This is a genomic window from Pseudomonas sp. NMI760_13 (genome assembly GCF_021283245.1).
Classification (GTDB): Bacteria; Pseudomonadota; Gammaproteobacteria; order Pseudomonadales; family Pseudomonadaceae; genus Aquipseudomonas; species Aquipseudomonas peradeniyensis.
This window is the reverse complement of sequence record NZ_JAJSRC010000025.1, coordinates 56,110-78,169: the sequence shown is the minus strand read 5'-3', so window position 1 is coordinate 78,169 and position 22,060 is coordinate 56,110. Positions and strand designations below refer to the sequence as shown.

Here is a 22,060-nt window from a genome sequence, read left to right as displayed (position 1 = left end):
AATGCATGCACAACCTTCCCGCTCCGCCTTGCGTACCTTCTGCGTTTCCGGCCTGGGCACGGCCCTCGAATTCTATGATTTCATCATTTATGGCACCGCCGCCGCGCTGGTGTTTCCCCAGGTGTTCTTTCCCGGTCTGGACCACCTGACCGCCACCCTGGTGGCGTTCAGTGCCTTCGGCGCGGGGTTCCTCGCCCGGCCCCTGGGCGGCCTGGTGTTTGGCCATTTCGGCGACCGCGTCGGTCGGCAGAAGGTACTGGTCACCACCTTGCTGTTGATGGGGCTGAGCACCTTCCTCATCGGCTGCCTGCCGGGGCATGCCAGCCTTGGTGTGGTTGCGCCGATCCTGCTGGTGCTGTTGCGCCTGGTCCAGGGCTTTGCCGCCGGGGGCGAGTGGGGTGGCGCCGCGCTGTTTGGCATCGAGTCGGCGCCGCCTGGCCGGCGCGGCCTGTGGGGCAGTTTCACCAGCATGGGCATCGGCGTGGGCGGCATTCTCGGTGCGGCGGTATTCGCCCTGGTCAGCGCCGCGTTCGATGACAACCTGGTGGACTTCGCCTGGCGGATCCCGTTCTGGCTGGGAGGCACCCTGGTGCTGATCGGCTTGTATGCACGGCTGAAGACGCCGCTGACCGCATCCACCGTCAAACCCGTGCGGGCGCCCCTGGCGCAAGCCCTGCGGCAACGGCCACGGCAATTGCTGCTGTGCACTGGTATCGCCTTCGGTTACTGCACCATCGCCTACATCGGCAGCACGTTCTTCCTGACCTACGCCACCCAGGCGGGGTACGGCAGCACCGAGGCCCTGATGTTCGACCTGACCCTGTCGGTGGCCATCGTGCTGTCGGCGCCGCTGTTCGGGCACCTGTCGGACCGCCTGGGGCGGCGCGTGGTGATGGTGTTCGGGGCGCTGGTCATGGCGCTGGGCCTGTTCGCCTTTTTTGCCCTGGTGGACATGCGCCACTTCGGTATCGCCCTGGTCGCCTATAGCCTGGTCGGTGCACTGATGGGCGCCACACAGGGGCCGATCCCGGCGTTCCTGGGCGAGCAGTTTCCCCGGGAAATGCGCTACTCGGGCATTTCCGCCAGCTACCAGGTCGGCGCGGCGCTGGGGGGCGGGACGGCGTCGAGCATTGCCACGGCGATCCTGATTCTCAACGGGCATGACCCACTGGGCGTCGCGTTGTACGGGGCGGCGGCGCTGGCGCTGGTGGCGCTGTGTTCGTTGGGCTTGAAGGAGACGGCGCGGCTGAGCATGGCGCAGATCGATGGGCTGGGCGAGGGGAGTGAAGAGGGGGGATTGTTGCGCGGTTCGGCGTTGGAGCGGTGAGGGGGATTGTGTGAGAGCGGTGGGTGGCAGGCGATAGTCTTGCAGCGCCTATCAGATCGAGCGCCGCCCGCGTGGCGCATCGCGGATGAATCCGCTCCTACGTCTGTTGCAACGTACCGAACCTGTCAGGCCATGGTTGCCAGCCTTGGCGCCTGTCTTGAGACAGGTGGGGCGGCGGCAATGCCCACCGAAAAACCGCGTCGTGCAAACAAGGCAAACAACCATGGCCTATCAGGCATGGCCACGTTGCAACAAATGTAGGAGCGGATTCATCCGCGATGCGCCGCGCGGGCGGCGCTCGGTCTAATAGGCGCTGTAATACTCTCGTCGAACACCTCAATTCCAGAACAATTACTCCCCATTCCTCAGCGCAACTTTTGCGCAATTTTCAGCCAACTTGTCTCTCGCCCAATCTGCCCGCAAACCATAAAGTTGCCCCACTATCCCCCCTACGACTAAAGTCCGGTGTCTCCCGCTCGTGTCTACAAGTACCGTGGGGCCAGACAGTCATTCAGTTCGATTGTTGGACAATTCGATCGCGTCAGCCCCTATACCCGCTTTACCAAGGGCTATCAAGTGACCATGCGGTCATGCCCGTAGCCATGTGGTAATTAGCAGTCGTTAACTTTTCCGCGAGCGTTTCAACAAACAACGCTCAACTTTCTAAAGTTATTGCGCGTGTGCCGATAACCCTCGGTGACCGTGCTGGGAAGTTCCAAGTACTGCGATTCTCGCTGTGCCTTTGCCTGCGAATGGGTGTTGTATGTCGTACCTGTCTGCTGTTGATCGTCGTCAATTAATGCTGTCTGTCGTACTGGCTTGCCTGTGCGCCGGCAACCTGCATGCCGAGACATTTACCCCCGGCCAGGAAGTGCTGCGCCAACAGCAACAGCAGCAACACGACCTGCAGCAACTGCAACTGGAACAACGCCGCCGGCAACTGCAACGCGGCGCGTTCACCGCGCCCGACACCACCCCACAGACACCCAAGGCCTCGGCCCCGGATGCGCGCTGCTGGCCGCTGGCCGGGGTGCGCATCGGCGGTGTCACGCTGATCGACCGCGCCACCCTCGATGCCCGCATCGACCCCCTGGTGGCCGCGTGCATGGGCGTGGGGCAGATCAACCAGCTGCTGTCGGGCATCACCGCGCTGTACCTGGAAAAGGGCTATATCGCCAGCCGCCCCTACCTGAGCAGCGCCCCGGCGGCCGGGCAGTCGCTGGACATCCTGGTGGACGAAGGCTACCTGGAGGCCATCGAACTGGCCGACCAGCGCCTGCCGGTGTCCCTGGCCGGGGCCTTCCCCGGCATGCTTGGCGAGCCGCTGAACCTGCGCGACCTGGAGCAGGGCCTGGACCAGCTCAACCGCCTGCGTTCGGTCGACCTCACCGCCGACATCGCCCCCGGCAGCCAGCCGGGCGCCTCGCGGATCATCCTGCGCCCGCGCAGCGCCGGCCTGCCACGGGTTTCCGTGGGCCTGGGCCTGGACAATCTCGGCAGCGCCAGCACTGGCCGTGACCGCAGCGTGCTCAGCATGAGCCTGGACAACCCGCTGGCGCTCAATGACCTGCTCAGCCTGTCGGCCAGCGACACCCTCAACCAGGGCGACCGCTACAGCCGCAACGCCAGCCTGTACTACGCGATTCCCTATGGCTACTGGACCTTCAGCCTGTTCGCCAGCCATGCCGAGTACCGCTCGCCGATCAAGCTCAGCACCCTGACCCTGCACAGCACCGGCATCACCGACCAGCTCAGCCTGCGCGGCGAGCGCGTGCTGTGGCGCGACCAGCGCCATCAATTGAGCGCCAGCCTGCAACTGGCGCACAAGGACGTCGACAGCGAATTCGCCAAGGTCCGCCTGGACGTGCAGAGCCCGACGCTGACGGTGGCCGAGGCCGGGCTCAATCTGTTCTGGCTCGACAGCGCGGTGTGGAATCTGGACCTCAACTACGCCCAGGGACTGCACTGGTTTGGCGCCGACGACGATGCCGATCGGCCGGTGCCCGACCTGCCCATGGCGCAGTTTCGCAAGTACCGCGCCGGCCTCGGCCAGTGGCGCAATGGCCAGCTGCTGGGCCAACCCTGGCAGTGGCAGAGCCAGTTCAACCTGCAGTACAGCCCCGACCCGCTGCCAGCCATCGAGCAGTTGCTCGGCACCGACGATTCCGCCGTGCGCGGCTATCGCCTCAGCAGCCTGTCCGGGGCCAGCGGGGCGGTGTGGCGCAACACCCTGCGCCTGCCGCTGCAGCCCCAGGGGCCGCTGACCATCACCCCGCGGCTGGGGCTGGACCACGGCTGGATCAAGGCCGATCACGGCGCCGCCAGCCAGCGCCTGAGCGGCGCGAGCCTGGGCCTGAACCTGAGCTGGAAGGCGCTGCAGCTGGACGTTGACTACCAGCGCAGCCTGACCACCCCCAGCGGTTACCACCGCGAGCCTGAAGTCTGGCTGTTCAGGGCCGCCGTGCAGATTTGAGTCGCACCGAATTAGCAGTACCGACATGGAGAGTGACCTATGCCCAAGACCCCCTTTACCTTCAACCTGTCCCCGCAAGGCAAGCTGCGCTGGGCGATAGCCAGCCTGTTCCTGGCCGCGAGCCTGCCCCAGGCGCTGGCCGGCGGCGTCGTGGTCGCCCCCGGCCCCGGGGGCACGGCACAGTTGCAGACCCAGGGCGGCGTGCCCATCGTCAATATCGTCGCGCCCAACGGCGCGGGCCTGTCGCACAACCAGTTCCTTGACTACAACGTCGACCGCCAGGGCCTGGTACTGAACAACGCCCTGCAGGCCGGCCACTCGCAGCTGGCCGGTGAGCTGGCGGCCAACCCGCAGTTCCAGGGCCAGGCGGCGAGCGTGATCCTCAACGAAGTGGTCAGCCGCAACGCCTCCGCCATCAATGGCGCCCAGGAAATCTTCGGCCGCGCCGCCGACTATGTGCTGGCCAACCCCAACGGCATCTCGGTCAACGGCGCCAGCTTCATCAACGCGCCCAATGCCAGCCTGGTGGTGGGCCGTCCTGAACTGGACGCGGGCCGGCTCAAGGCCCTGGGCACCCAGGACGCCAACGGCCAGTTGCAGGTGCAGGGCGCCGGCCTGCGCAACGACGGCGGCTCGGTCAACCTGATCGCCCCGCGCATCGACAGCCAGGGTCGTCTGGATGCCCGCGACCAACTCAACCTCACCGTGGGCCGCAATCAGGTGGACTACGTCAGCGGCCAGGCCAAGGTCGTCGACCGCGGCGCAGCCAGCGAGCAACGTATCGACGCCAGCCTGTTCGGCGCGATGCAGGCCGGGCGCATCAATATCGTCAGTACCGCGCAGGGTGCCGGTGTGCGGGTCGGGTCGGGGCAGATCGACGGCCGCGACGGCGTGCGTATCGACTCGGCGGGTGACCTGAATATCAGCGGCGCCGCCGTGGCCGACTCGCTGCAGGCGACCCGTGCCGGCGTGCGCAGCAGCCAGGGCGATGTCGAGCTGCATGGTGCCCAGGACCTGACCCTGGCCGCTGCCGACGTGGCCGGGCGCGACGTCAAGCTCGACGCCGGACGCAATCTCACCCTGAGCACCGTGCAAAGCCGCAAGCTCCAGGAAAAACGCGAAAACTGGCGCAGCGGCGCGTTGGGCATCGACTGGGAGACCTACCAGCGCACCCAGACCGACAGCGACACCCGCGAGCACGCCACCCGGGTCGTGGCCCAGCGTGATGCCGGGCTGCACGCCGGCCAGGACCTCACCCTCAGCGCCGCCAGCCTCGAGGCGCCCGGCAAACTGCGCCTGGACAGCGGTGCCGACCTGCGCCTGACCGCCGCCACCGAGCGCCAGGTGCAGACCGACCAGGGCAAGCACACCAAGGGCTTCTGGAAGGCCGACTGGGACAACCGCAATGAAACCCAGCGCAGCGTCACCAGCCAGCTCAAGGGTGGCGACATCGCACTGCACGCCAAGGCCTCGGTGCTGGCCGAAGGTGCCCAGCTGACCAGTGGCCAGGACATCCGCATCGCCGGCAAGCAGGTGCAGATCAGCAACGCCTCGCGCACCGACCAGCGTGACAGCCAGAACCAGCAGAGCAAGTTCTTCGGCGTCAGCCACAACGAAGCCAAGCAGAACAGCTGGGAAAGCACCGCGGTGCGCAGCGAGCTGGTGGCCGGTGGCAGCGTCGGCCTGAGCAGCGCCGAGGGCATCGACGTGGTCGGCTCGACGGTCAAGGCCACCGGTGCGCTGAACGCCGAGGCGGCGGGGGATCTGAAGGTCGCCTCGGCCCAGGACACCCGCGAACACAACAGCGCCAGCAGCAGCCGTGGCTTCGTTGCGTCGGCCAAGGAGAGCGCGCCGGGCTCCGGGCAGTATCGTGCTGGCGTCGGCTATGCGAGCGATCGTCAGAGCACCAGTGGCAGCCAGGTCAGCCAGCAGGGTTCCAGCCTCAGCGGCAGCGAAGTTCAGTTGACCGCCGGCGGTGACCTGAGCGTCAAGGGCGCCGCGGTGAAGTCCACCGCGGGCGATACCACCCTGGCCGGCAAGCAGGTGTCGCTGCTGGCCGAGCAGGACAGCCGCAGCGAGTCCCGCGACAGCAGCCACACCGGCGGTGGCGTCTACCTTACCGCCGGCCTGGACCGTGCCGGCGCCGGGGTCGACTTCGCCCATGGCACCCAGCAGGACACTTCCAGCAGCACCACGGCGAAGACCACCGGCCTCGACAGCGCCGGCAGCGTGAAAATCAAGGCCGACACACTGGCCAGCGAAGGCGCGCAGGTGAACAGCGCCGGCACCCTGAGCATCAGCGCAGGCCAGGTGGACAACCGTGCGGCCCGCGACACCACCAGCAGCAGCCACCAGCAGAGCAGCTGGACAGCGGATGTCGGTGTCAACGTCGAGTACAAGGACATCGCCCGGCCGATCGCCGGGGCGGTCATGGACGTGGTGGACGGCAAGGTGTCCGTCAAGGATGCGCTCGACGGCAAGCTGCCGCTCAACGACGTCAAGGACGTGCTGGACGGCAAGACTTCGCTGACCGCCGCCCTGGGCAAGCTCGGCACGCCGAACCTGGGCGTCGACCTGGCCGTGGGCCATGCCAGCCAGCAACAGGGCGAGCAGACCGGCACCGCGGTGGTCAGCCAGTTCAACGGCCAGGGCGTGCAGCTGGACGTGGCCGGCGCGCTGAAGGACCAGGGCACCCGCTACAACGCCAACGGCGGCGCGCTGGACATCAAGGCCGGTTCGTTGCAGGCCGACGCGGCCAGCAACACCCACAGCCGCAGCGAGCAGCAGGTGAACGCCGATGTGTCCGCCCGGATCTACACCAAGACCGGCGAGGACCTCAACGTGACCGCCAACGGTTCCGGTGGCAGCAAGCACCTGAGCGAAGATACATCCACTGCCGTGGTCGGTACATTCAGTGGCAACCAGGGCCTGAACCTCCAGGTCGGTGGCGATGCCCGCTTCGAAGGCAGCCGTCTCGACGGTGGCCAGGGCGCGGTGGCGGTCAACACCGGCGGCAAGCTGGCCCTGGACCAGGCCAGCAATCATGCGCGTCGCGACACCGGCAGCCTCGCTGGCAGCGGTTCGTTGACCGTGGGCACCTTGCCGGTGGGGGACAAGGTCGACCTGGGTGCTGGGTTCCAGCTCGACCATGCCGGCGAGCACAGTGTCGACAGCAAGGCCCAGGTGGCGAGCATCAGCGGCAACGGCCTGGTGCGCCTGGGCAGTGCTGGCGACCAGACCTTGCAGGGCACGCGCATCGACGCGAACGGCCCGGTCGAACTCAAGGCCGGTGGCGCCCTCGACCTGCAGGCCGCCAGCGACACCCGGACCGTCAGCGGCAGTCATCTGGGCGGTGGCCTCAACCTCGGCGGCAAGGCGGCTACCGGTGAGCAGGGCCGTGACCTGAGCGGCAAGCTGGGCGGCAACTTCAATGTGGGCCAGACCAACGAACGCTCGCAGACCCTGGCCGGCGGTCAGCTGAACAGCCGTGGCAACGTGGACCTGGCCGGCCAGTCGGTGCATCTGCAGGGCACCCAGGTCGGTGCCACGGCCGTCAACGTCGGCGCAGGCGAGGGTGGCCTGGCGCTGGAGTCGGCGCAGTCCACCCAGGGCCGTACCAACTGGGGCGTCGAGGTGAAGGCCGGGAGCAACCTGAGCCGAAATACACCGGCGGACGCCGGGCAACAGGTCAGCTCGTCCCATGACTTCGACCTGGGCGGCAAGGTGCAGGTGGACCATCTGCAGGCCACCACCCAGCAGAACAGCCATATCACCGCTGGCGATGTGACTCTGAACAGTGCCGGTGCGGCGCAACTCAGCGGCGCCCGGGTCGACGGCCAGCAGGTCGGCGGCAAGCTGGCGGGCGGGTTGACGGTCGCGGAACGCCAGGACACCACCACCTCGGTGCGGGTCGACCTGGGCGCGGGCCTGGCCGGCAAGCCGGGCGAGGCGAAGGAAGGCCAGGAGAAGCCAGGCTTCGACTACACGCCATCGTTCAATGCCCAGGGCGAGTTCGTGCGCAAGGCCGGGGTCACGCAGGCTTCGGGCATCGCGGCGCAGCGTGGGCTGGGGCTGCAGGTCAAGGGCGTGGAGCAGGGCGGTACCACGCTCGGGGCCGAGGTCAAGCCGCTCGGCTACCAGGTCAAGGCAACCCTCGACCTGCCCAAGCTGCCGGAGGCAGGCCTGCCCAGCGTGTCGCTGGAAGGCGGCAAGCTGAAGGTCGGGCCGGTGACGGTCGAAGGCCAGGTTGACGGCCTGACCAACAAGGGCTGACAGGGCCGCCTTGCGGCCCATCGCGGCACAAGGCCGCTCCTACAGGCGAACGCGTACCCCTGTAGGAGCGGCCTTGTGCCGCGATGGGCTGCAAAGCAGCCCCGGCAAGCCCAAGTCGGACGCCAATTTTCAACACCTTTAAAGGGCTGCCTGTTGCTGCTTGCCCTGCGCAGGATTGTCCGATCCCACCCCCCTCGCTGTCCGCCATTGCCCTGAACCCCCAGCCTGTCCCCGCCTTACTGTTGCTTCCTACCCACCACAAGAAAACGCCGTGCCCAAGCACGGTAGAAGAGGGGAGCACCATGCCGCTTTTCCCACCGCTGCTACCTGCAGCCGTCCTGACCACCCTGGCCCTGCTACTCGGCGGTTGCCGGGACGACAGCAAACCCGCCGTCACCCAGGCCCCCCCCGCGGACCCTGCGTTGGCCGCGCTGTACGCCAGCACCTGCCAGACCTGCCACGCCAACCCAGCGTCCGGCGCCCCCCTGGCAGGCGACGCGGCGGCCTGGGCCCCGCGCCTGGCCCAGGGCGTCGACCGCCTGCTGGAGCACAGCATCAACGGCTACCAGGGCATGCCGCCCATGGGCCTCTGCATGCAGTGCAGCGAGGCGCAGTTCCTTGCCCTGATCGGCTACATGTCCGGCCAGCCCCTCCACTGAGCGCAAGGTACTCCCATGACGATTCACCTTTCCCGTCGTCGCTGGCTGCAACACTCCGGCGCGGCCTGCGCGTTGCTCGCGCTTTCCGCCAACCCGGCACTGGCGCAACTGCTGCGCGCGCCGCGGCTGATCCCCTGGCGCAACTGGTCCGGCGCGCAGAGCTGCCTGCCGGAGGCGCGGCTGGCGCCGCAGAGCCTTGACGAACTGGCCCAGGCCATCCGCCAGGCCCCCGGCAGGGTGCGTCCGGTCGGTTCGGGGCATTCCTTCAGCGCCCTGGTGCCCAGCGACGGCACTCTAGTGTCGCTCGGCTATTTCAGTGGTTTGCTCGACCACGACCCCGCCACCCTGCAGGCCGAGTTCGCTGCCGGCACGCCGATGTCGGCGATGGGCGCGGCGCTCAAGGCGGTCGGCCAGGCGCTGCCGAACATGGCCGACATCGACTACCAGACCCTGGCCGGCGCGATCGCCACCTCGACCCATGGCACCGGCGTCGGCTTTGGCTCGTATTCCTCGAAGGTCACCGGCCTGCAACTGGTCACGGCCAGCGGCGAGGTCCTCGACTGCGACAGCCATCGCCACCCCGAGGTGTTCGCCGCGGCGCGGGTGTCCCTCGGCGCACTGGGCGTGGCCACCCGGATCCGCCTGCAGAACCGCGAGGCTTTCCGTCTGCGCGAGCGGCAATGGATCGCTCGCACCGACGAGTTGCTGGAGGACGTGGAGAAGAACACCCGGGAAAACCAGCATTGGGAAATGCTGGTAATCACCCATTCCGACTATGCGCTGTCCATCGCCCTCAATGAAACCAAGGATGCCGCCACCGCTGACCAGGATACGGCCGGCGGCAGTGGCAACGAATTCGTCAGCCTGATCGAGAAGCTCGACAAGTACGGCAGCGACTTTCCCGAAGCCCGGCGCGTACTGCTCAACAGCCTGCGGCATGTCGCCAGCTTCGACGAGCGGGTCGGTGACTCGTACGAGATCTTCGCCAATGTGCGCAACGTGCGCTTCAACGAGATGGAGTACTCGGTGCCCGCCGAGCACGGCCCGGCCTGCCTGCGCGAGATCCTCGCGCTGATCCGTGAGCGCGACCTGCAAACCTGGTTCCCCATCGAGTACCGCTACGTCAAGGCCGACGATATCCCGCTGAGCATGTTCGAAGGGCGCGACAGCTGCTCGATCTCGGTGCACCAGCACTACAGCATGGACCACCACAACTTCTTCGCCGCCATCGAGCCGATCTTCTGGAAATACGCCGGGCGCCCGCACTGGGGCAAGCTGCACACCCTCAATGCGCGCACCCTGCAGCCGCTGTATCCGCGCTGGAAGGCATTCACCGAGGTGCGTCAGGCGCTGGACCCGACAGGCAAGTTCCTCAATGGCCACCTGGCCTCGATCCTCGGCGTTGCCTGAGCACAAGGAGAGGTGATGAACAGACGCAAATTCCTGGTCGGCGCAGCGGGCGCCGGTGTGCTGCTGGCCGCTGCCGGCGCCTGGCTGCGCCCTGGCGCCCAAGGGGCACCGCACGATGACTATTTCGCCAGGTTGCAGCGCGAGCTGCGCGAACACGGGCCGATGCGCCCGGTGATGCTGATCGACCTCGACCGCCTGGACCACAACATCGATGTGGTGACCCAGTCGGTGCGCCGTGCCGGCAAGCAGCTGCGCCTGGTGGAGAAGTCGCTGCCCTCGCCGCAGTTGCTCGACTACATCGCCCGGCGTGCCGATACCCGCCGGCTGATGTCGTTCCACCAGCCGTTTCTCAACCACGATGTGCTGCGCTTCCCGGAGGCCGACATCCTGCTGGGCAAGCCGCTGCCGGTGCGTTCGGCGCAGCTGTTCTACGAAGAGCACCGCGGCGCTTTCGACCCGGCCAGGCAACTGCAATGGTTGCTCGACACCCCCGAGCGCCTGCAACAGTACCTGGCGCTGGCCCAGGGACTGGGCACCCGGCTGCGGATCAACATCGAGCTGGATGTCGGCCTGCACCGGGGCGGAGTCAAGGACTCGGCGCAGCTGGAGCGGATGCTGGCGATCATCGCCGCCAATCCCCGGCACCTGGCCTTCGCCGGCTTCATGGGCTACGACCCCTTCGTCGGCATGGGCGTGCCGGGTATCCTCGGATCGCCACAGGCGCTGTTCGCCAAGGTCATGGGCTTGTACGACGGCTTCGTCGACCACGCCCGCAGCCGTTATCCCGGGTTGTGGCGTACGGACCTGACCCTCAACACCGCCGGCAGCCCTAGCTACCGGATGCACGAGTACGAGCGCACCAGTAGCGAGGTATCGGTGGGTTCGGCTTTGCTCAAGCCCACCCACTATGACCTGCCGTCGCTGCAGGACCACCAGCCGGCGGCCTATATTGCCACGCCGGTGATCAAGCGCACGGGTGCGGTGCAGATTCCGGCGCTGGACGGCAAGTCGGCGTTGTTCGCCTGGTGGGACCCGAATCAGCGCGAGACCTTCTTCATTTATGGCGGCAACTGGCTGGCCGAGCCCGAGTCGCCCAGGGGACTGCGTTTCAACGGCCTTTATGGGCGCAGCTCCAACCAGGAAATGCTCAACGGCTCGGCGGCGGTGGGCCTGCAGGTCGACGACCAGGTGTTCCTGCGCCCGACCCAGTCCGAGGCCATCCTGCTGCAGTTCGGCGACCTGCTGGCGGTACGCGATGGGCGGATTGTCGAGCGCTGGCCGGTGTATGCGTAGCGGGTTGCTGCGCAGTCCATAAATTCATGCATTTCCCTGAATGGGCGGCCATCCCTTTCGCGGCACAAGGCCGCTCCTACAGGCGACCGCACTCCCTGTAGGAGCGGCCTTGTGCCGCGAAAGGGCTGCAAAGCAGCCCCGGCGATCAAGACGTAAACGCTGAAATTAGCAACTGATCGGGCCTCACAAACTAAACGGCAAACTCAGCTTGACCCACAACATCTCCCCCTCCGGCCTGTTGCGCACCGCGAACTCCTTGGCCCAGCGCGCCTCGATGCTGGCGTACTCAAGAAAGGTGTAATGCAGCGCCGGGCCAATGGCGAACACCTGCCCGCGCACCCCATCATCGACATCCTCACCCATGAAGCTCACGGTCCGGCCGAACTGCTTGTCGTCGGTGGTCTGCTTCACGTAGTAGCCATTGACCCCCAGGCGCAGGTTGTCGGTCACCCGATAGCTGGCCGAATAGTCGAAGTGGAACAGCTGCCCCGAGCGATAGTCGGTGTCATGGTTCTCTTCGTTGAAGCTGTAGGTGGCCTTGACCGACAGCTCGCTACGCTCGCTGGGCAGCCAGGTCGCCGACAGCAGCGGCTTGTAGGTGTAGAAGTTGTTGCTGGTGTTGGCCATGCGCGTGGCTTCGTAGTCGCCGGTGGGCAGGGTGATCTCCAGCGCCGCGCCCAGGGTGAGGTCCGCGCCCATGTCCCACAGGATGATCGGTGCGATGGTGACGTCGCCCTGGCTCTCGCGGCGGCTGCGCTGGCCGAACATCGCCACCTGCTGGCGCATGTAGGGCTGCGCCACGTAGCCGCCGACCCGCCCGCCGAACAGGCGCAGCGGGCTGAGGTAGTCCAGCCGCGGGATGATCGCATCGGAGGTGATCTTCACCTGCTCGACCTTGCCGCCGAGCGAGCTGATGTCCAGTTTTCGCGCCTGGTAGTGGTTGTAGTAGAGATTGAAGGCGAACATGTGCGCCGGCAGCTGGTCGACGTTCAGCGGCAGGACGAAGAAACCGTCGGTGCCGGGGCCGATGTTGTCCACGCCGTTTTCGGTGGCATGGGTCGGGAGGGCGAGGCTGGCGCTGAGCATGCAGGCGGCTGCCGGGGGCAGCCAGGCGAGGCGGGTCGGGTTCATGGTCGGGCTCGTTCTTATTGTTGTGGGCGAGCGGCGTTGTGCCGCCCTATACAAATAAGCGCTGGCCGCCTGGGGGCGCAGGGCCGTGCCGGACAGGCAGGGGGGCTTTGCCGGACACTCTGCAATATTTTGTTACTCTCGCCGTCGGGGCGCGTCCCTGCGCGATATCATGACGGCGCCGAGCGCAGTGCCCCCGACAACAAGAACCTCAGGCGCCTCGGCCCGGGAGCAGCCTTTCATGCCCAGTACCCCCCTTGACCCGCAACTCGACCTGGCGCTGGCCTCGCCGTTCATGTTGCAGACCTTGCTCCAGCTCGCCAGCGACCGTGGCCTGGACGGCGAGCGGCTGTGCCGAGGCCTGGGCTTCACCCCGGCCGAGCTGCAGGACCCGGCCCAGCGCATCGCCTGTCGCCAGGCCGTGGCACTGATCCAGCGCACCCTGCAGGCCTTGCCCGGGCAGGGCCTCGGCCTGTGGGTCGGGCATCGCAATGTACTGGGCACCCTGGGCCTGCTCGGCCACGTGCTGTCGTTGTGCAGGACCTTGCGCGATGCCTTCGAGGTGGGCGCGCGCTACCAGCACGCCAGCGGCGGCATCGCGGTCTACAGTCTTCACGAGGACGAGCGGGAGACCTTTATCGAGGTCGACTGCCGGCTGCCCTACGCCGAGATCCAGGTGTTCGCGGTGGAGGAGTTCTTCGCCAGCCTGATGGTCTACGGCCGGACGCTGATCGGTACCGAGTTCCAGCCGCTGCGTTTCGAGTTCACCCATCCCGCGCCGGCCTACCGGGACACTTACGTGCATCTGTTAGGGCCGGCAGTAGCGTTCGGCTGCCTGCACAACCGCATGGTGATCGCCAGCCGCTGGCTCGACCAGTCGTTGCCCGGGCATCAGCCGGTCGCCCTGCGCCAGGCGCTCAAACTGCTGGAGCTGGAGTGCGCGCCGCTGCAGCACAAGGCCAGCCTGCTGCAGAGCGTGGAGCGCGCCATCGCCCGCGACCTGCCCGACGGCTGCCGGATCGACAGTGTCGCCGCCGACCTCAACATGAGCAGCCGTACCCTGCGCCGGCACCTGACCGAGCACGGCGTGACCTTCGAAGGCTTGCAGGAGCAGGTGCGCCAATCGCGGGCGACGAGCCTGCTGGGCAACCCGAACATGCCCATCGAACGTATTGCCGAGGCGCTCGGCTACAGCGATGTGCGCGGCTTTCGTCGGGCGTTCAAGCGCTGGACCGGACAGAGCCCCTCGGCCTGGCGCGACAGCCCGGCCCTGTAGGGGGCGCTCAGACCGCCGAGAACACCGACCCGGTCATCCGCTCGCTCAAAAGCTCCAGCGCCCGCAGCCCCGCCAGCGAGTTGCCCGAGGCGTTCAGCGCTGGCGACCACACGCAGATGCTGTAGCGCCCTGGCACCACCGCGACGATGCCGCCGCCCACGCCGCTCTTGCCTGGCAGGCCGACCCGGTAGGCGAAGTTGCCGGCCTCGTCATACAGCCCACTGGTGGCCATGATCGCATTCACCTGCTGTGCCTGGCGCGGGCTGAGCACCTGCTCGCCGCTGTGCGGGCAGTAGCCGCTGTTGGCCAGGAAGGCGAAGCCGCGGGCCACGTCGGCGCAGCTCATGGACAGCGCGCAGTGGTGGAAGTAGCTGCGCAGCACCGCGTCGACATCGTTGTGGAAGTTGCCGAAGGCCTGCATCAGGTAGGCCATGGCCGCGTTGCGCGCGCGGTGCTGGTATTCCGACTCGGCCACCACCGTGTCGCTGACGATGCGCGGGTTGGCCGCCAGGCGGCGGACGAAGTCGCGCATCGACAGGGTGGGCGTGGCATAGCGCGACTGGTTGATGTCACAGATCACCAGCGCCCCGGCATTGATGAACGGGTTGCGTGGCCGGCCTTTTTCCACCTCCAACTGCACCAGCGAGTTGAACGCCTGGCCCGAAGGCTCGTAGCCCAGCCGCGACCAGATGTCCTCGCCGCTGTGGTTGATCGCCTGCACCAGGCTGAACACTTTGGAGATGCTCTGTATCGAGAACGGCGTGTGGGCATCGCCCGCGCAGTGCAACTGGCCGTCCAGGCTCTGCACGGCGATGCCCAGCTGGTTCGGGTCGACCTGGGCGAGGGCGGGGATGTATTGCGCCACCTGGCCCTGGACGAGCAGGGGGCGGACGTGGTCGAGGATCTCTTGCAGGAGTGCTTGCATCGGGAAACCTGGTGCGAAGGAAAGGCGCGTTCGAAAACGTTCAGGTAGACGATGGTTGCTGGCTGCGGAGCACATCTGTTCGCGTTGGCTCGCGTGCTGATGCGCAACCTGTAGGAGATCACACAGCCCTTCCGGGCTGCGCTGTCGCGCAGGGAACAGGGTTTCAGCGTGGGAGCGGGCTTGCCCCGCGATAGCGTCGGCACGGGTGACAAGGTTGTGGCTGCCGACGCCGTCGCGGGGCAAGCCCGCTCCTACAGTGATCGCGTTTACGCGTTGGCGGTTGCCTCGAACGCCGTGGAGTATTGCACGCTGCCCTTCGGCACATCACCGCTGAAGGCCAGGGCCTGGAAGTACTCGGCCGGCACGCCCGGCAAGCTCAGGCCCGGTTGGGCCTTGAAACCGAAGCGGCCGTAGTACCCTGGGTCGCCCAGCACCACGCAGCCCTGGCCACCCAGCCCGTGCAGGCGGGCCAGCGCGGCGTTGATCAGCGCCGAGCCGATGCCCTGGCCCTGACGCTGCGGCAGCACCGAGACCGGTCCCAGTCCGTACCAGCCCTTGGCGCCCGACGACAGGCTTACCGAGGAGATCGCCACATGGCCGACGATGGCGCCGGCCTCCACCGCCACCAGCGACACCGTCAGTTGTCCGGCCTGACGCAGGGCAGCGACGATGAACTGCTCGGTGTGGCTGCTGTGTTCGGCGTTGGCAAAGGCGGCCTCGGTCAGTTGGCCGATGGTGGCGGTGTCCTCCGGGCGCTCGTCGCGCAGGCTGATGCCATTGTCGAGATGCCGGCGCGTGTCGGCGTCGATCAGGCCGCGCAGGGCCTCGAACAGCGGCGTGGCGGCGGTATAGCGCTTGCCGTAGTCGAGGTTGAAGGCATAGTCGAAGCCCGGCGGGTTGCGGCCCTGGTTGTGTTGCAGCAGGGTTTCCAGCTTGTCGAGGGCCTTGACCGCCTGCGCCTCGACCGAGGTGGCGGCCTCGTATTCCTCCCACAACGCCATGATCTCGTCGCGCAGGGCGGCGTCCAGGCTCGACATCAGGTGCAGCAGGTCTTCGCGTTCCTGCCGGTTCTTGTCGGGGAAGCCCTGTTTGCTGACGGCCGGGACGTCGCCGCTGATGGCCTCGCCCAGGTCGTGGACCAGGCACATCTTCAGCACCTTGAGCAGGTCGAGATCGCCCAGTTCGTCGGCGAAGGTGATGGCCATCAGGCACAGCCGCCAGGTGTGCTCGGCGGTGCTTTCGGCGCGGCCGCTGGAGGTGTGGGCGCTGCGGATCACGCTCTTGAGTTGTTCGGCCTGGCGCAGGAAGGCGAGGCGGTTCTGCAGTTTTTCGATGTTCATGGTGACTCCATGTCCTGGGGCGGGTTCAGCGCGTCTGCATGACGAACAGATGATACCCGTACTCGCCCAGGTGGTTTTCGTGGATCTTGAGTTCGCGGCGGATGTCGGCCAGGGCCTGGGAGGCGAAGTCCTCGTCCGCCAGGCTGGCCACGCGTTCGCGCAGCGGCTCCAGATAGTGGCTCCAGGCCTGCACGCTCAAGGGGAAGTGCGACAGGGTGCGATAGCCCAGGCGGGCGATGGCGGCCAGGCGCGTGTCGACGCTGTGCAGGTCGGGGTAGGCGGCCTGCCAGAACGCCTCGACCGAGGGAGTGAGCCGGTCGGCCACCCGCACCAGGTCGCTGACCACCAGGTAACCCTGGGGTTTGAGAAAGGCGCGCCAGTACGCCAGGGCGTTGTCGAAGCCCATGATGTAGGCGCAGCCCTCGGCCCAGATCGTGTCGAAGTGCCGGGGCGCGAACGGCAGCTGGGTCATGCTCGCGCAAATCGGCGTGACCCGCGCCTGCAGGCCCTTGGCGACCAGGGTCGCGCGCAGGCAGCCCAGGCTGTGCTCGTCGTTGTCCAGCGCAGTGATGTGCGCCTGGCTGTGTTCGGCCAGCAGCACGCTGGAGGCGCCACGACCACAGCCGATGTCCAGCAGTGTCGCGGGGGCTTGGGGCAGGGCGTGCAGTGCTTTGAGTGAATCCTGTGCCGAGCCCGGGCCGAGGTAATCGAGGCCATCGAAAATGCGTTCGAAGTCGGCCATGTAGCGGTCGTGTTCGTTCATGTCGCGGGACAGCCATTTCAGGCGCAGGGCCTGTTTTTCATTGAATCCCTGCCGGCGCAGCCACGCCAGGTGGGCGCCGGGCGCCTGCCGCTCGAGGGCCTGGTGCCAGGGGCGCATGGACGACAAGCCGAGCATCGCCGCGAGCAGGTCACGCGAGCGTTGCCGGGCGGCGATCTCCTCGTCCAGCGTGTGCAGGCGTTCGAGCAGGGCTGCGCGGTCCAGGCGCGCTTCCAGGCAGGCCTGGCATTGCTTCAGGCTCAGGCCGCCGGACTGTAGTTGCTGCAACAGCCGCAGTTGCTGCAGGTCCTGTTCGCTGTAGGTGCGATATCCATTGGCCTGGCGCCGTGACGTCACCAGCCCGAGTTTTTCGTAATAGAGCAGCGTGGAGCGGCTCAGGCCCACCTTCGCCGCCAGTTCGGAAATGCGATACACCGGTCTTCCCCTCATGCAGTGGGGCGATGATGAACCATGAAGTTATAGACAGGTAAAGCGGGTTCTCGCAGATACGGGTATTTTTTTCAGGCGTTCTCCCAACCTTTGGGATCGCGCCATTACGCAGGCAACGGCGTTGTCGGCATCACCTGCGTGGGAGCGGGCTTGCCCCGCGATGAGGCCTGGCCGGCGGCACTCAACCCCAGGCCTGCTGTCGTGCCAGCACCGACGCTGCCGTCTCGCCCACCAGCTCTGCGTACAGGCTTGGTGCCGTGGCCCCTTCGGTGCTGATCAACAGCACCCTCGAGTTGCGACCGAGTCCCACCTGGGTTGCCAGGCCAGGCTGTGCCATCAAACGGGTCAACCCCGCCAGTCCGGCCACCGCCGACTCACCGGCGAGCAACGGGATGTCTCGGGCGCTGCCCTGTGCCAGGCGGCGCATTGCGGCAACCGCATCGACGTCTTCCAGGGTCATGAAGAAATCGACGCTCGGTTGCAGGAATCGCCACGCCAGCGGCGATGCCTGCCCGCAGGCCAGTCCGGCCATCAACGAGTCCACCGAGCCGCTGGCGGCACGCGCTTGCCCGGCCATGGCGCTTTGCAGGAGGCAGTCGGCTTGCTCGGGCTCAACCACGATGAAGGTCGGGCGTCCCTCGCCATGAAGCTCCCAGAGGTAGCTGACGACGCCCGCCGCCAACCCTCCCACGCCCCCTTGCAGGAACACATGGGTGAAGGTCGGAGCCTGCCCGGCGGGCTCGACGAGCTCGGCGACCAGGGTACCGTAGCCCTGCATCACGTCCCCCGGGATCTGTTCGTAACCATCGTAGGATGTGTCCGAGACCACCTGCCAGCCATGGGCCTGGGCCAGTGCCGCGGCATGCGCCACCGATGCGTCGTAATTGCCCTCGATCCGCACGATCTGCGCGCCATGGGCGGCGATGGCCTGTTCCCGTTCGACGCTGACCTGGGCGTGCAGGACGATGATGCAACGGCAGCCGATGCTCTGAGCGGCGGCTGCCAGGGCTCGTCCATGGTTGCCGTCGGTAGCGCTGACCACGCTGAAACCGTCCAGCTGAGTGGCGTGCTGGCCAGCGAACAGGCCGGCGGCGCTGAAACCAAGCTCGGGGAAGGTGCGCAGGATCAGGCGTACCAGGGCGTTGGGCGCCCCCAGTGCCTTGAAGCTGCCCAGCGCCGAGCGCACCGACTCGTCCTTGACCAGCACCTGCCCGACACCCAGCTCGGCGGCAAGGTCTGGCAGGTTATAGAGCGGGGTGCCGGTGGCGCGCAACTGCGGCCAGTGCGACAGCCACTGACGGCTTTCGTTGGCCCGGCGAATGCTCATCAGGGCTTGCAGGGAGGCGGGGTAGGGCGTGCGTATGGCGTTGGGGTTGGCGAACAGCATGGGGATCTCCTTTCGACAGGCGGCGAGGGGGCAGGCTTCAGCGCATGACGCTCAGGCGTTGAACGACCACGTCCAGCAGTAGCCGTGCGCCATCGAGCAACTGGTCGTCGTCGGTGTGCTCACGCGGGTTGTGGCTGATACCGCCACGGCTGGGCACGAAGATCATCGCCGCTGGGGCGATACGCGCGATCATCTGCGCATCGTGGCCGGCGCCGGAAGTCATGCGCCGGTGGCTCAGGCCCAGGCGCCCGGCGCTGGCCTCGATGGCACTTGCCAGCGTGGCATCGAAAATCACCGGCTCCAGACGTACTTTTTGCTCGGTTTCGATGACCACGCCTTCGGCTTCGGCAAGTTGCCGCAGAAGATCTGCCAGGTGTGTCTCGGCCTGTTGCAGGCGCTGTTCGTCCGGATCGCGCAGGTCGACGGTAAAGGTGGCGCGACGCGGGATCACATTGATCACATCGGGCTCGAAGCGCATGCAACCGGTGGTGGCCAGCGTCGTGCCGCTGTCGCGCGCCTGGCGCCGCAGTTCGGTGACCACGGCGCAGGCTACGTAACCTGCGTCATGTCGCAGCCGGGTCGGGGTGGTGCCGGCATGGTTGGCGTTGCCTGTCACCGTCACTTGCTGCCAGGAAATCCCTTGCAGGTTTTCCACCACCCCGATCAGCGTTTGCTCGGCTTCGAGGATCGGGCCCTGTTCGATATGCAGCTCGAGATACGCGTGGGGCACGATGGCACCAGGCTCCAGGTCGCCGGCGTAGCCGATGCGTTGCAGCTCGTCGCCCAGGCGCGTGCCATCGCTGCCGAGCGTGTCCAGCGCCGCCTGTACCGCCAGCCCGCCGGCATGAACCAGCGAGCCCATCATGTCCGGCTGGTAGCGCACGCCTTCCTCGTTGCTGAAGGCCGCCACGGTGATCGACCGCGCTGGCAGCACGCCGGCTTCGCGGTAGGCACGCTGCACCGCCAGCCCGGCCAGTACGCCGTAGCAGCCGTCCAGCGCGCCGGCGTTGGTGACGCTGTCGATATGCGAACCGATCATCAGTGGCGCGATATCGTTGGAGGCGCGCAGGGTGCCGAAGATATTGCCGATGCGATCGACGTCGATCTCCAGTCCAAGCTCGCGCATCCAGGCCACCAGCTGGTCGCGGCCGGCCTTGTCGGCGTCGGTGAAGGCGATGCGGGTCCGACCGCCGCCGAGTGTATCGGCACCGATCTTGCCCAAATCTTGGATTTGCTCCAACAGTTTCGGACCATTGAGGTGCAGCTCGCTCATGGGGTTCTCCGGTAAGCGTTTCATGCGGTGTTGCTGAAATGGTATTTAGTAGTTGCGAACTGAAATATTGATTTTTGGGTATGAAACGTAATTTCATTGCGTTTTCGTACACCTTTCAGGACTCATGCCATGAGCCTCGACGCCTTCGACCGCGCACTGCTCGACGCCGTGCAGCGTGACGCCAGCACTTCGCAGATCGAGCTGGGCGCGCAGGTGAACCTGTCGTCAGCTGCGGTCAATCGCCGGCTGAAGAAACTCACCCACGACGGTGTGATCCAGCGCACCGTGGCCCAGGTGGACGCTGCCGCCTTGGGCTACAGCCTGACCGTGATCACCGAAGTGGAGGTGGAGAACGAGCGACTCGACCTGCTCGACGCCATGAAGCGCACCTTCATGGCCTGCCCGCAGGTGCAGCAGTGCTATTACGTGGCGGGGGAATGCGACTTCGTGCTGATCATGCTGGTGCGAGACATGGAACAGTACACCCAGCTGACGCGAGCGCTGTTCTTCGAGAGCAACAATGTCAAGCGGTTCAAGACACTGGTGTCGATGAGCAATGTGAAGACAGGCATGCAGGTGCCTGCGGCCTGAGTCGATGCCGACGTGATCGATTCAGCCGCTTTGCAAAAGGTACACGAAGCGCTCCGCAGGCCACTCCTTGCGGTCGTGCTCCTGGCCGTTGCCCAGTTCCACGAGCAGTAGACCGGGACGGGTATCATTCCACCCCGATTTCCTCCATGAATTCGGCCAGGAACGACGCCAGCCGCTGATGCCTGAGCGCGGCCAGGCGCGCGCCTTCACCGGTCTGCAAGCCCGAGGCAAGCTTGAGCAGCTTGGTCTGGAAATGCTCGATGGTGAAGCGGTTGTCGCGATAGTCCCGGCCTGCGGCGGTGGGGTTCTCGACGTCGTAGAGCGCCGACCCCATGCGCCCGGACACATAGAAGCAGCGGGCGATGCCGACGGCGCCCATGGAGTCCAGGCGATCGCTGTCCTGGAGGATCTTCGCTTCCAGGCTCTGCGGCGAAAGGCCCGCCGAGTAGCTGTGGGTCATCACCGCATGGGTCACCTGCTCGATGCGCGGTTGCGGCCAGCCCATGTCGGCAAGGATCGCGGCGGCGCGTTCGGCCGAAAGCGTCGAGGCCTGCGCACGCAGGGGCGAGTTCTTTTCCACCGCCACGCAATCGTGCAGCACGGTGGCGGCGAGCAGCACTTCGAGGTCGCCGCCCTCCCTGGCCTGGATACGCCGGACATTGCTCCAGACCCGTTGCAGATGGGCGAGGTCATGGGAGCCGTCGTTACTGTCGGCGGGCAGGTGGGGCAGCAACTCGGCTGCGAGGGCCTGCAAGGGGAAGAAGGGCGTGTTGGTCAACGAGGGCTCCAGCGGATCAGGGGAAAGGCGCAATGTCGAATTGTCCCAGCAACAGCATCAGTAGCAGCAAGAGTACGACAAGGCCGATGGCAGCTGTCCACTCGGCCTCGGCGCGCTCGGTGTACCAGGCGCCCCTGGACGGATACCTGCCCAGCGTGGCCAGCTTCACCAGTGGCCAACCGAGCGGATAGCACAGGCTGCGGAACAGGACATGAACGGACAGTTCGCTGATCATCGGAGGCTCCTGCGGCCATGGTAAGGACGGTGCCAGGCAGCCCACTGCCGTCAACTGGCGTACTGGGCGATACCGTTGCCGAACGACCAGTTCTCCTTGCGCACCTCGACCAGGTTGATGAACACGTCCTGCGGCCGCACCCCGGCCTCGCGCTCGAAACCTTCGGCGATGGCCTGGTACAGCGCCTTCTTCTGCTCCAGGGTGCGGCCTTCGTTGAGGGTGATCTGGATGAACACCTGGCCGTCGGAGCGTTGGATGCCCAGGTACTGCGGGTCGCTCACCAGGTGTTCGCCATCGTGTTCGGTAAGGATCTGGAAATTGTCGTGTTCGGGCACATTGATCGTTCGCCGCATGCAGGCGTAGACGATCTGGCCGAGTGTGCGCAGATGAGCCGGGTCGGGGTGGCGCTTGATATCGATGCGTACCAGTGGCATGTGGACTCCTTGGACGATGGCCAGGCGAGACGCAGAAGCTGGTAGGGCA

17 protein-coding genes and 1 pseudogene are annotated in these 22,060 nt (G+C 66.5%); 8 read left to right on the top strand and 10 right to left on the bottom strand.

The genetic code is table 11. The annotated features are described in order from the left end of the window. The first annotated feature begins 1 nt into the window (after position 1). From LU671_RS22005 to LU671_RS21980, 6 genes are all read left to right on the top strand, one after another. Positions 2–1,327: an MFS transporter gene (locus LU671_RS22005; protein WP_232856908.1), complete on the top strand. Its 1,326-nt coding sequence runs from the start codon at positions 2–4 to the stop codon at positions 1,325–1,327. Between the two features lie 799 nt (positions 1,328–2,126). Next, positions 2,127–3,800 (top strand): ShlB/FhaC/HecB family hemolysin secretion/activation protein, encoded by a 1,674-nt coding sequence (locus tag LU671_RS22000; RefSeq protein ID WP_442964142.1) that lies wholly within the window; start codon positions 2,127–2,129, stop codon positions 3,798–3,800. A gap of 39 nt (positions 3,801–3,839) precedes the next feature. Then, entirely contained in the window at positions 3,840–8,072 is a 4,233-nt protein-coding gene (locus tag LU671_RS21995; RefSeq protein ID WP_232856906.1) for a hemagglutinin repeat-containing protein, read from the top strand. Positions 8,073–8,374: 302 nt separating this feature from the next. Then, positions 8,375–8,731 (top strand): c-type cytochrome, encoded by a 357-nt coding sequence (locus LU671_RS21990; protein WP_232856905.1) that lies wholly within the window; start codon positions 8,375–8,377, stop codon positions 8,729–8,731. Between the two features lie 15 nt (positions 8,732–8,746). Beyond that, on the top strand, positions 8,747–10,141 hold the full coding sequence (locus LU671_RS21985) for a D-arabinono-1,4-lactone oxidase (protein ID WP_232856904.1): 1,395 nt from the start codon (positions 8,747–8,749) through the stop codon (positions 10,139–10,141). A gap of 15 nt (positions 10,142–10,156) precedes the next feature. Then, positions 10,157–11,434, top strand: coding sequence for a DSD1 family PLP-dependent enzyme (locus LU671_RS21980; protein WP_442964141.1), 1,278 nt, complete (start codon positions 10,157–10,159; stop codon positions 11,432–11,434). Positions 11,435–11,617: 183 nt separating this feature from the next. On the opposite strand, the gene LU671_RS21975 is transcribed toward LU671_RS21980, so the two are convergent. After that, a complete protein-coding gene (locus LU671_RS21975) occupies positions 11,618–12,520 on the bottom strand; it encodes a SphA family protein (protein WP_232856931.1) in 903 nt (300 codons plus the stop codon). A gap of 283 nt (positions 12,521–12,803) precedes the next feature. On the opposite strand from LU671_RS21975, the gene LU671_RS21970 reads away from it, so the two are divergent. Beyond that, positions 12,804–13,838, top strand: coding sequence for an AraC family transcriptional regulator (locus tag LU671_RS21970; RefSeq protein WP_232856903.1), 1,035 nt, complete (start codon positions 12,804–12,806; stop codon positions 13,836–13,838). Between the two features lie 7 nt (positions 13,839–13,845). Here the strand turns inward: LU671_RS21970 and glsB are convergent, their stop codons facing one another. From glsB to LU671_RS21940, 6 genes and pseudogenes are all read right to left on the bottom strand, one after another. After that, on the bottom strand, positions 13,846–14,763 hold the full coding sequence (glsB, locus tag LU671_RS21965; protein ID WP_028691427.1) for a glutaminase B: 918 nt from the start codon (positions 14,761–14,763) through the stop codon (positions 13,846–13,848). 266 nt (positions 14,764–15,029) lie between these two features. Next, on the bottom strand, positions 15,030–15,536 hold the full coding sequence (locus tag LU671_RS21960) for a GNAT family N-acetyltransferase (RefSeq protein ID WP_232856930.1): 507 nt from the start codon (positions 15,534–15,536) through the stop codon (positions 15,030–15,032). A 9-nt stretch (positions 15,537–15,545) separates the two neighbouring features. Beyond that, positions 15,546–16,103 (bottom strand): annotated as a pseudogene (locus tag LU671_RS21955) (HD domain-containing protein); the annotation flags it as partial. A 25-nt stretch (positions 16,104–16,128) separates the two neighbouring features. Next, complete coding sequence (locus tag LU671_RS21950; RefSeq protein ID WP_232856902.1) at positions 16,129–17,298, bottom strand: MerR family transcriptional regulator; 1,170 nt, start codon at positions 17,296–17,298, stop codon at positions 16,129–16,131. 196 nt (positions 17,299–17,494) lie between these two features. After that, the gene (locus LU671_RS21945; RefSeq protein ID WP_232856900.1) at positions 17,495–18,700 is read right to left on the bottom strand and encodes a diaminopropionate ammonia-lyase; all 1,206 of its coding nucleotides are present in this window, start codon (positions 18,698–18,700) and stop codon (positions 17,495–17,497) included. 37 nt (positions 18,701–18,737) lie between these two features. After that, the gene (locus LU671_RS21940) at positions 18,738–19,973 is read right to left on the bottom strand and encodes a Zn-dependent hydrolase (RefSeq protein ID WP_232856898.1); all 1,236 of its coding nucleotides are present in this window, start codon (positions 19,971–19,973) and stop codon (positions 18,738–18,740) included. Between the two features lie 129 nt (positions 19,974–20,102). Between LU671_RS21940 and LU671_RS21935 the strand changes: the two genes are divergently transcribed. Then, positions 20,103–20,564, top strand: a complete 462-nt coding sequence (locus tag LU671_RS21935; RefSeq protein WP_232856896.1) for an Lrp/AsnC family transcriptional regulator — start codon at positions 20,103–20,105, stop codon at positions 20,562–20,564. A gap of 124 nt (positions 20,565–20,688) precedes the next feature. On the opposite strand, the gene LU671_RS21930 is transcribed toward LU671_RS21935, so the two are convergent. Genes LU671_RS21930 through LU671_RS21920 form a run of 3 tightly spaced genes read right to left on the bottom strand, consistent with a single transcriptional unit; the run spans position 20,689 to position 22,011 of the window. Next, positions 20,689–21,342, bottom strand: coding sequence for an HD domain-containing protein (locus LU671_RS21930; RefSeq protein ID WP_232856895.1), 654 nt, complete (start codon positions 21,340–21,342; stop codon positions 20,689–20,691). 16 nt (positions 21,343–21,358) lie between these two features. Next, positions 21,359–21,577 (bottom strand): hypothetical protein, encoded by a 219-nt coding sequence (locus LU671_RS21925; RefSeq protein WP_232856894.1) that lies wholly within the window; start codon positions 21,575–21,577, stop codon positions 21,359–21,361. 50 nt (positions 21,578–21,627) lie between these two features. Next, on the bottom strand, positions 21,628–22,011 hold the full coding sequence (locus tag LU671_RS21920; RefSeq protein WP_232856893.1) for a tautomerase family protein: 384 nt from the start codon (positions 22,009–22,011) through the stop codon (positions 21,628–21,630). Positions 22,012–22,060: the final 49 nt, after the last annotated feature.